The sequence below is a fragment of the Rhizobium sp. BR 249 genome (assembly GCF_047445895.1).
Taxonomy (GTDB): domain Bacteria; phylum Pseudomonadota; class Alphaproteobacteria; order Rhizobiales; family Rhizobiaceae; genus Rhizobium.
In genome coordinates this window covers 215,063-223,881 of record NZ_JARWKX010000006.1, presented here as the reverse complement: position 1 = coordinate 223,881, position 8,819 = coordinate 215,063, and the positions used below count along the sequence as shown (strand labels likewise).

Annotated in this window: 9 protein-coding genes; all 9 read left to right on the top strand. The window is 62.2% G+C overall.

The features are described 5' to 3' along the window. On the top strand, positions 1-470 hold a 470-nt coding region (locus QD408_RS08465), incomplete at its 5' end, for a zinc-binding dehydrogenase (protein ID WP_414139010.1). Between the two features lie 2 nt (positions 471-472). Continuing rightward, positions 473-1,309 carry an S-formylglutathione hydrolase gene (fghA, locus tag QD408_RS08460; protein ID WP_414139009.1) on the top strand — a complete coding sequence of 279 codons (837 nt, stop codon included), beginning with the start codon at positions 473-475 and terminating at the stop codon, positions 1,307-1,309. A 55-nt stretch (positions 1,310-1,364) separates the two neighbouring features. Beyond that, complete coding sequence (gfa, locus tag QD408_RS08455; protein WP_414139008.1) at positions 1,365-1,937, top strand: S-(hydroxymethyl)glutathione synthase; 573 nt, start codon at positions 1,365-1,367, stop codon at positions 1,935-1,937. 287 nt (positions 1,938-2,224) lie between these two features. Continuing rightward, a complete protein-coding gene (locus QD408_RS08450) occupies positions 2,225-2,941 on the top strand; it encodes a GntR family transcriptional regulator (RefSeq protein ID WP_088684101.1) in 717 nt (238 codons plus the stop codon). Next, positions 2,938-3,849, top strand: coding sequence for a dihydrodipicolinate synthase family protein (locus tag QD408_RS08445; protein ID WP_414139007.1), 912 nt, complete (start codon positions 2,938-2,940; stop codon positions 3,847-3,849). Before QD408_RS08450 ends, QD408_RS08445 begins: the two co-directional genes overlap by 4 nt. Beyond that, positions 3,842-5,359: an aldehyde dehydrogenase gene (locus QD408_RS08440; protein ID WP_088684103.1), complete on the top strand. Its 1,518-nt coding sequence runs from the start codon at positions 3,842-3,844 to the stop codon at positions 5,357-5,359. The genes QD408_RS08445 and QD408_RS08440 overlap by 8 nt, the downstream gene beginning before the upstream one ends. Next, positions 5,356-6,702: an NAD(P)/FAD-dependent oxidoreductase gene (locus QD408_RS08435; RefSeq protein WP_414139006.1), complete on the top strand. Its 1,347-nt coding sequence runs from the start codon at positions 5,356-5,358 to the stop codon at positions 6,700-6,702. Before QD408_RS08440 ends, QD408_RS08435 begins: the two co-directional genes overlap by 4 nt. Positions 6,703-6,774: 72 nt before the next feature. Beyond that, positions 6,775-7,626, top strand: a complete 852-nt coding sequence (locus tag QD408_RS08430; protein ID WP_414139005.1) for a glycine betaine ABC transporter substrate-binding protein — start codon at positions 6,775-6,777, stop codon at positions 7,624-7,626. Between the two features lie 87 nt (positions 7,627-7,713). After that, entirely contained in the window at positions 7,714-8,805 is a 1,092-nt protein-coding gene (locus QD408_RS08425) for a quaternary amine ABC transporter ATP-binding protein (protein WP_088684106.1), read from the top strand. The last annotated feature ends 14 nt before the right edge of the window (positions 8,806-8,819 follow it).

Genomic DNA, 8,819 nt, shown 5'->3' with positions numbered 1-8,819 from the left:
ACCCGGATCGCAAGGCCTGGGGCGAGAAGTTCGGCATGACGCATTTCGTCAATCCGAAGGAGGTCGGCGACGACATCGTGCCCTATCTGGTCAACATGACCAAGCGCAACGGCGACCTGATCGGCGGCGCCGACTACACCTTCGACTGCACCGGCAATACCAAGGTGATGCGCCAGGCGCTCGAAGCTTCGCATCGCGGCTGGGGCAAATCGGTCATCATCGGCGTTGCCGGCGCCGGCCAGGAAATCTCGACGCGTCCGTTCCAGCTCGTCACCGGGCGCAACTGGATGGGTACGGCCTTCGGCGGCGCACGTGGCCGCACCGACGTTCCGAAGATCGTCGACTGGTACATGCAGGGCAAGATCCAGATCGATCCGATGATCACCCACACCATGCCGCTCGAAGACATCAACAAGGGCTTCGACCTGATGCATAAGGGTGAATCGATCCGCGGCGTGGTGGTCTATTGAGCATGAAGACGATCTCGACCGACAAGTCTTACGGCGGCACGCAGGGCGTTTACGTCGAACGCTCCGAGGCCTGCGATTGCGACATGACCTTCGCGGTGTTCGTGCCGCCGCAGGCCGCCAAGGGCAAGCTGCCGGTTCTGTGGTATCTGTCCGGCCTGACGTGCACGCATGCCAATGTCATGGACAAGGGCGAGTATCGGCGGCTTGCCGCCGAACTCGGCCTGATCGTCGTCTGCCCGGATACCAGCCCTCGCGGAGACCATGTTCCCGATGAGGCCGACAACTGGCAGTTCGGCAAGGGCGCCGGCTTTTATGTCGACGCCACCGAGCCGCCTTATTCGGCGAATTATCGCATGTACAGCTATATCGCCGACGAATTGCCGAAGCTTGTTGCAGCTGAGTTTCCGGTCGACATGGACCGCCAGGGGATCTTCGGCCACTCGATGGGCGGACACGGCGCGATCACGATCGCGCTCAAGAACCCGGATCGCTTCCGCAGCTGCTCGGCCTTCGCGCCGATCAGCCATCCCTCGGTCTCCGGCTGGTCGAAGCCGGCCTTCCGGAAATATCTCGGAGCCGACGAAAAGACCTGGCGGGCCTATGACGCCTGCTCGCTGATCGAGGACGGGCATCGTTTCCCCGAACTCTTCGTCGACCAGGGAACGGCGGACAGCTTCCTGGAGGATGGGCTGCGCCCCGACGAGTTGAGACAAGCCTGCGAGGCGGCTGATATCAACCTCAAGCTCCGCATGCAGGAAGGCTACGGCCATTCCTACTTCTTCATTTCGACATTCATGGAAGACCATCTGCGCTGGCACGCGCAGAGGCTGGGAAATTGATTGCAGAGCTCGGCCGGGCATAACGCAAACGGCCAGGGAGGGAAGGAGAAAATCAATGAGCAGCATAGCCATTCATCCGGCAGTGGATTCAGGCTTTCGAGCGACTGACGCCGCCTTTGCGGGCGGGACGCTCGTGTGCAAATGCGCGAGCAATCCCGTCAAGGTCAGGATCAAGGGCGACATCGCCCACAACCACGCCTGCGGCTGCACCAAATGCTGGAAGCCAGAGGGAGCGGCCTTCTCGGTGGTGGCGGTGGCGCCGACCGAAAATGTCGAAGTGCTCGAAAACGGCGACAAGCTCGCTGTCGTCGATCCCGCGGCCTTGATCCAGCGCCATGCCTGCAAGGAGTGCGGCGTGCATATGTACGGCCCGGTCGAGCGCGAACATCCCTTCCAGGGGCTGTCGTTCGTTCATCCCGAGCGCTTCCAGGAAAGCGGCTGGGCGAAGCCCGGCTTCGCGGCCTTCGTCTCGTCGATCATCGAAAGCGGCTTCGACCCTTCGAAGATGGACGCCGTCAGGGCGCAGCTCAAGGCATCGGGCCTCGAACCCTATGATTGCCTCTCGCCCGGCCTGATGGACTATATCGCCACCTGGACCGCCAAGAAGAGCGGCGCTCTCGCCGCATAATTCTTCGGGCAGCGCCAAACAGGCGCTCCTTTGAAGGCCGGCGATCGACCTCGGCCAGAGACAATCTCGCCGACCTGCCACAATAGCCCACGAGACGAACCCCGCGACGGTTTCCGCCGCGGGGTTTTTCGTCATGCCCGTCGCCTCCCCTCATTCAACCCTATGCCTTTTGCTTATTGTGTATTTATTGAATAATGAATGTGTACATAGAGTACACAATTGTTGACTCCGTCCGGGAGGCGTGTCATCTTCACAAGCGTAGGGCAACGAGCGGTCGGAGATCGACGATGGCGAAGACACCCAAGAGCAATCTCTACGAAGATCTGAAACGCCAGATTCTGACGATGGAGCTGGATCCGGACGCCGATCTGGACGAGGTCAGCCTGAGCGAGAGGTATGGCCTGTCGCGGACCCCGGTGCGGGACATATTCCGCCGTCTGGCCGGTGAGGGCTATATCGATATCCGCGAGAACAGGGGTGCGCGGGTCATCCCGATGAACCACTCCACGCTGCGGAATTTCTTCCTCGTCGCGCCGATGATCTATGCGGCGATCGGCCGTCTCGCGGTGCAGAATTTCAAGCCTGCGCAATTGTCCGACCTGAGGCAGACGCAGGAGCGCTTCCGCGCCGCCAGCGAGACCATGGACCCGCTGGCGATGGTTCTGGAGAACAACCGCTTTCACGAAATTTTCGGCGAGATGTCGGGCAACGTCTACATGCAGCCGAGCCTCGGCCGGCTGCTGATCGACCACGCGCGCATCGGCCACACGTTCTTCCGGCCGAGGAACGAGGACATGCGGCGGCGGCTTCGGCTGGCCGTCGAGCATCACGACAGCTTCATCGCAGCGCTTGGCGCTCACGATGAGGACGCCGTCGTCGACCTCGTTTTCGAACACTGGGAATTGTCCCGCGAGAACATGGAAATGTTCATCGCTCCGCAAGGCCTCAAGGCGGACGCCTTCGTCGGCGGTCCGGCCACGCAATTATTGGAGAAGTCATCGTGAAATTTGAGGGGATCTATACGCCGGCGATCACGCCGCTCGACCGGACTGGTCAGATCGACCGGCCGGCATTTGCCGCCGTGCTCGAATCGCTGATCGAGGCCGGCGTCCACGGCATCATCGTCGGCGGCTCGACGGGCGAATATTACGCCCAGAGCGGCCAGGAGCGTTTCGAGCTTGCGGCTTACGCGAAAGAGGTCATCGGAACTCGGTTGCCGCTCATCATCGGCACCGGCGCCACGCGCACCGAGGATTCGGTCGAATATGCAAAGGCGGCGAAGGAAATCCGCGCGGATGCGATCCTGGTGTCGTCGCCGCCCTATGCGCTGCCGACCGAGCGCGAAAACGCGGTTCATGCCCTGACGGTCGACCGCGCCGCGAACCTGCCGATCATGCTCTATAACTATCCCGCCCGCATGGGCGTGGTGATGGGCGAGGAGTATTTCTCACGCGTCGGCAAGTCGAAGAACGTCGTCGCCATCAAGGAAAGCTCCGGCGACATGGGCAATCTTCACCTGCTCGCCCGGAAGTTTCCGCATATCGCGCTGTCCTGCGGCTGGGACGACCAGGCGCTCGAATTCTTCGCCTGGGGCGCGAAGAGCTGGGTCTGCGCCGGCTCCAACTTCCTGCCGCGCGAGCATGTCGCCCTCTACGAAGCCTGCGTCGTCGAAAAGAACTTCGACAAGGGCCGGGCGATCATGAGCGCGATGCTGCCGCTGATGGATTTCCTCGAATGCGGCAAGTTCGTCCAGTCGATCAAGCACGGCTGCGAGATCATCGGCCTGAAGGCGGGCCCGGTGCGCGCGCCGCTGCGCGGCATGACCTCCGAAGAGAAAAGAACCCTTGAGACTGTCGTCGCCACTTTGAAGCGCACGGTCGCCCAGATCACGTCGGGAGCCAACCATGCATGAACCTTTGACCGCCGCCGAATACAAGGCACTCGCCAAAGACCTCACTCTGCCCACCAATGCCTTCATCGACGGCGCGTACCGTCCGGCGAAGTCGGGCAAGACCTTCAAATCAACCAATCCCGCAACCGGCGAACTCCTCGCCGAGATCGCTGCCTGTGATGCAGGCGACGTCGACTATGCCGTCGCCAAGGCCCGCGAAGCCTTCGACGATGGCCGCTGGCGTCAGCTGACGCCTGGCGCGCGCAAGGAAACGCTGATCGAGTTCGCAAAGCTGCTGGAGCGGAACCGTCACGAGCTTGCCGTCATGGAAAGCCTCGACAGCGGCAAGCCGGTCCGCGAGTGCCAGACCGTGGATGTCCCCGACACGATCCACACGATCCGCTGGCATGCGGAGCTGATCGACAAGCTGTACGACAACACCAATTCCGTCGGCCCCAATGCGCTGGCGATGGTCGTTCGTGAACCTATCGGCGTGGTCGCCTGCGTCCTGCCATGGAACTTCCCGCTGCTGATGCTCGCCTGGAAAATCGCGCCGGCGCTCGCCGCCGGCTGCTCGGTGATCGTCAAGCCCGCCCAGGAAACCACGCTGACGACGCTGCGTGTCGCCGAACTGGCGCTCGAGGCCGGCATCCCGGCAGGCGTTTTCAACGTCGTCACCGGCAGCGGCAAGGATGTCGGCGAACCGCTCGGCCTGCATATGGACGTCGACATGGTCGCCTTTACCGGATCGACTCCCACCGGCCGTCGTTTCCTCCATTACTCCGCCGATTCCAACCTCAAGAAGGTGGTGCTGGAATGCGGCGGCAAGAACCCGGCCGTGGTGCTTGAAGACGCTGAAGACCTCGATCTCGTCGCCGAGCAGGTGGTCAACGGCGCCTTCTGGAACATGGGCGAAAACTGCAGCGCATCCTCGCGCCTCATCGTTCACGCCAGCATCAAGGACGAACTCCTCAAGCGGATCGGCGCCTATATGCGCGAGTGGAAGACCGGCGATCCGCTCGATCCGGAAAACCGCATCGGTGCGCTCGTCAGCAAGAGCCATTTCGAAAAGGTGAGGTCGTTCCTCGACGACGTGAAGAGCGAGAAGCTTTCGCTGGCCTTCGGCGGGCAAACCCAGGACGGCGTCTACATCGAGCCCACGGTCGTTGACGGCGTCACACCTGCCAGCCGCCTGTTCAAGGAGGAGATTTTCGGGCCGATCCTGTCGGTAACGACATTCGAGACCCTCTCCGAAGCCGTGGCTCTGGCCAATGACACCAATTACGGCCTGACCGCGTCGGTCTACACGGGCAGCCTGCGCAATGCGATCCGGGTGTCGAGGGATATTCGTGCGGGTCTGGTCACCGTCAACTGCTTCGGCGAGGGCGATGCGAGCACGCCGTTCGGCGGCTACAAGGAGTCCGGCTTCGGCGGCCGCGACAAGTCGATCTTCGCCCACGACAATTACTGCGAACTGAAGACCATCTGGATCGACGTATCCGAACGGTCTGTCGACGAGACGATCCGATGAGCCGACATGTGATCAAGCACCTGCCGACCGATACCGGTGTCTCGGGATGGGAGGCGATGAGCGAACGCGCCTTTCCCGTGACGGCGCTTGAACACGACATAACCGCCGACTGGCTGATCATCGGCGGCGGATTTGCCGGCCTGTCGGCGGCACGCCGCCTCTCGCAGTCGCGCCCTCAGGACAAGATCGTCATCCTGGAGGCGCGCGAACTCGCCAAGGGACCGGCCGGCAGGAATTCCGGCTTCATGATCGACGTGCCGCACAACCTGTCCTCGGGCGAGTATTCGGTATCCGACGAAGAGGCGACCAAGGAGGAGATCCGGCAGAACCGCATGGCGATTTCCTTCGCATCGGATGTCGCGGCCGAATACGGCCTGTCCAGGGAAACCTTCGACCCCTCGGGCAAGGTGAATGCGGCCGCCTCCGAGCGCGGGCTCGGGCTCAACGACAACTACAGGAAGTCGCTGGAGAAGATCGGCGAGGAACATCGCGTTCTCGACGCCGAACAGATGCGGGAGATGACGGGATCGCACTATTATCGCGGCGGGCTCTATACGCCGGGCGCGGTGATGATCCAGCCCGCCGACTATATTCGCGGCCTGGCGCGCGGCCTTTCCTCGAAGGTCGCCATCCACGAACACTCGCCGGTGCTGGAGCTTTCGCGCGAAGGCCGGAGCTGGAAGGCGAAGACCGCCCGCGGCTCGGTTTCCGCACCGAAGGTCATTCTGGGCGTGAACGGCCATATTCAAAGCTTCGGCCATTTCCGCGGCCGGCTGATGCATATCTTCACCTACGCCTCGATGACGGCGGCTTTTTCCCAGAACGAATTCGGCGGCGATGTCACCGGCGTCGATCGCTGGGCGCTGCTGCCGGCCGATCCGATGGGTGCGACGGTGCGCAAGATCACCACCGACGGCCGTTCGAGGATCGTCGTTAGGACACGGTTCACCTACGACCCGAGCCTCAAAGTGTCGGAAAAGCGCGTCGCCGGTATCGCCGCCGAGCAGCGCCGGTCCTTCGACGCCCGGTTTCCCGGGATGGAGCGCCTGCCGATGGAATATAGCTGGGCGGGCGCGCTCTGCCTCAGCCGCAACCATGTGCCGGCCTTCGGCGAGGTCGAAGAAGGGCTGTTTTCCGCCTGCTGCGAAAACGGTCTCGGCACTGTCAAGAGCACGCTTGCGGGAATGATGGCGGCCGACCTGGCATCGGGCGCCGGCAGTCCGGAGCTCGACAAATTCAAGAACCAGCCGGAACCGACCAGACTGCCGCCCGAGCCCATCGCGTGGCTCGGCGTCAACTCGGTCATCCGCTTTCAGGAATTGCGTGCAGGCCGCGAGGGATGATCCCTCGGGTCACGCAATATGAAGCTGCCCGTCAGCAGACTTCAAAGGGAACGTAAAACAGGAGTAACAACAATGAAAAATTTGTGGAAGGCGCTTTGCGCCGCTGCGATGGTGGGGATCAGCATCCTTCCCGCTCGCGCGGAAGAAAAGACGATCAATCTGGGCACGATGGCGTGGGAAGACCTGACGCCGATCACCGGCATCACCAAGAAGGTTCTCGAAGACGCCGGCTACACGGTGAAGGTGACCGAGTTCTCCGAATGGGGCATCGCCTATGCCGCTCTCGCCAAGGGCGATATCCAGGCTCTCACCTCGCAGACGGATTATGTCGCGCAGGATTACTGGGACAAGAACAAGAACCGTCTCGAAAAGATTTCGCCGGTTTCGCACGGCCTCTACCAGGGCGTTGCCGTTCCGAAATATGTTCCGATCGACTCGCTGGAACAGCTCAATGAAAACGCCGACAAGTTCGGCGGCAAGATCATCGGTATCGAGCCGGGCGCCGGCCTGATGCGCGATACGGCGAATGCCGTCAAGGACTACGGCCTGAAGCTCCAGCTCGTCGAGGGCAGCACGGCCGCGATGACGGCGGCGCTGAAATCCGCCTATGACCGCCAGGAGTGGATCGCGGTCACGATCTGGGAGCCGTCGTGGATGGTCCAGAAGTACGAAGTCAAGTACCTCAAAGACCCGAAGGGCGTATTCCCGCCGCCGCAGAGCTACTACTGGATTGGCCATAAGGGCTTCTCCGAAGAATATCCGCATGCTCGCGAGGTCATGGCCAGCGTCTACGTGCCGATCGCCGACATCACCACCATCAACGGTGCGGTCAAGGACGGCAAGACCATGGACCAGGCCGTGCAGGATTGGATCGGCGCCCATGCCGACCTGATCAAGCGCTGGGAAAACATCAAGAAGAACTAAGACGCCTCGTGGCCGTCCGCTCCACCGGGCGGCCACCGTGAAGCCCAATGAAAGAAGCCGGCGCCAATTGGCTCAAAGGGGATCGCCATGAAAACCGTAAACACCGATTTCAATGATGTCCTGATCGACTGTCAGTCCCTGTGGAAAGTCTTCGGCGCCAAGTCCGCCGCTGCGATGAAATCGATCAGGGAACGCGGCCTCGGCAAGAAGGAAGTCCTGCAGGAATTCAACTGCGTCGTCGGTGTATCCGAGGCGAGCCTCCAGGTCCGCCGCGGCGAAATCTTCTGCATCATGGGCCTGTCGGGAAGCGGAAAATCGACGCTCATCCGCCTTCTCAACAAGCTGATCACGCCGAGCTCCGGCAAGGTCCTCGTCAAGGGACGGGACATCGCCAGCCTGTCGCCGGCCGATCTCAGGCAGATGCGGGCCAAGAACATCGGCATGGTGTTTCAAAGCGTCGCCCTCCTGCCGCATCGCACGGTATTGGAAAATGCGGCCTTCGGACTGGAAGTCCAGGGGATCGCGAAACCGCAGCGAAACAAGACTGCCGCCGCAGCACTCGAGAAGGTCGGCCTCGCCGATTGGGTGAGCCGGTATCCGGGCGAGCTTTCCGGCGGCATGCAGCAGCGCGTCGGGCTTGCGCGCGCGCTGGCTTCCGATCCCGAGATCATCCTGATGGACGAGCCGTTCAGCGCCCTCGACCCGCTGATCCGCCGCCAGCTGCAGGATGAATTCCGCCAGTTGACCAAAGCCCTCGGCAAATCGGCCGTCTTCATCACGCATGACCTCGACGAGGCGATCCGCATCGGCGACCGCATCGCCATCATGAAGGACGGCGTCATCATCCAGACCGGCACGGCCGAGGAAATCATCCTCAATCCGGCCGACGCCTATGTGGCCGAATTCGTCGCGGGCATTTCCCGCCTTCACCTGATCAAGGCGCATTCCGTCATGCGCAGCGTTTCCGAGTTCCAGCAGGGCGCGCCGAATTCCGATATCGCGTCGCTGGCGCGCACGACGCCGGACGCCGACATCGACGAGCTCATCACCTTGACGATGCAGTCGGAGCGCGACGCCATCGCCGTCGTCGACAACGATCAGGTCGTCGGCGTCGTCACGCCGCGCAGCCTGCTGATGGGCGTCAAGGGAACCTCCGCCCACGATCTGACGGCGGCGTGATCCCAACTGGAGGT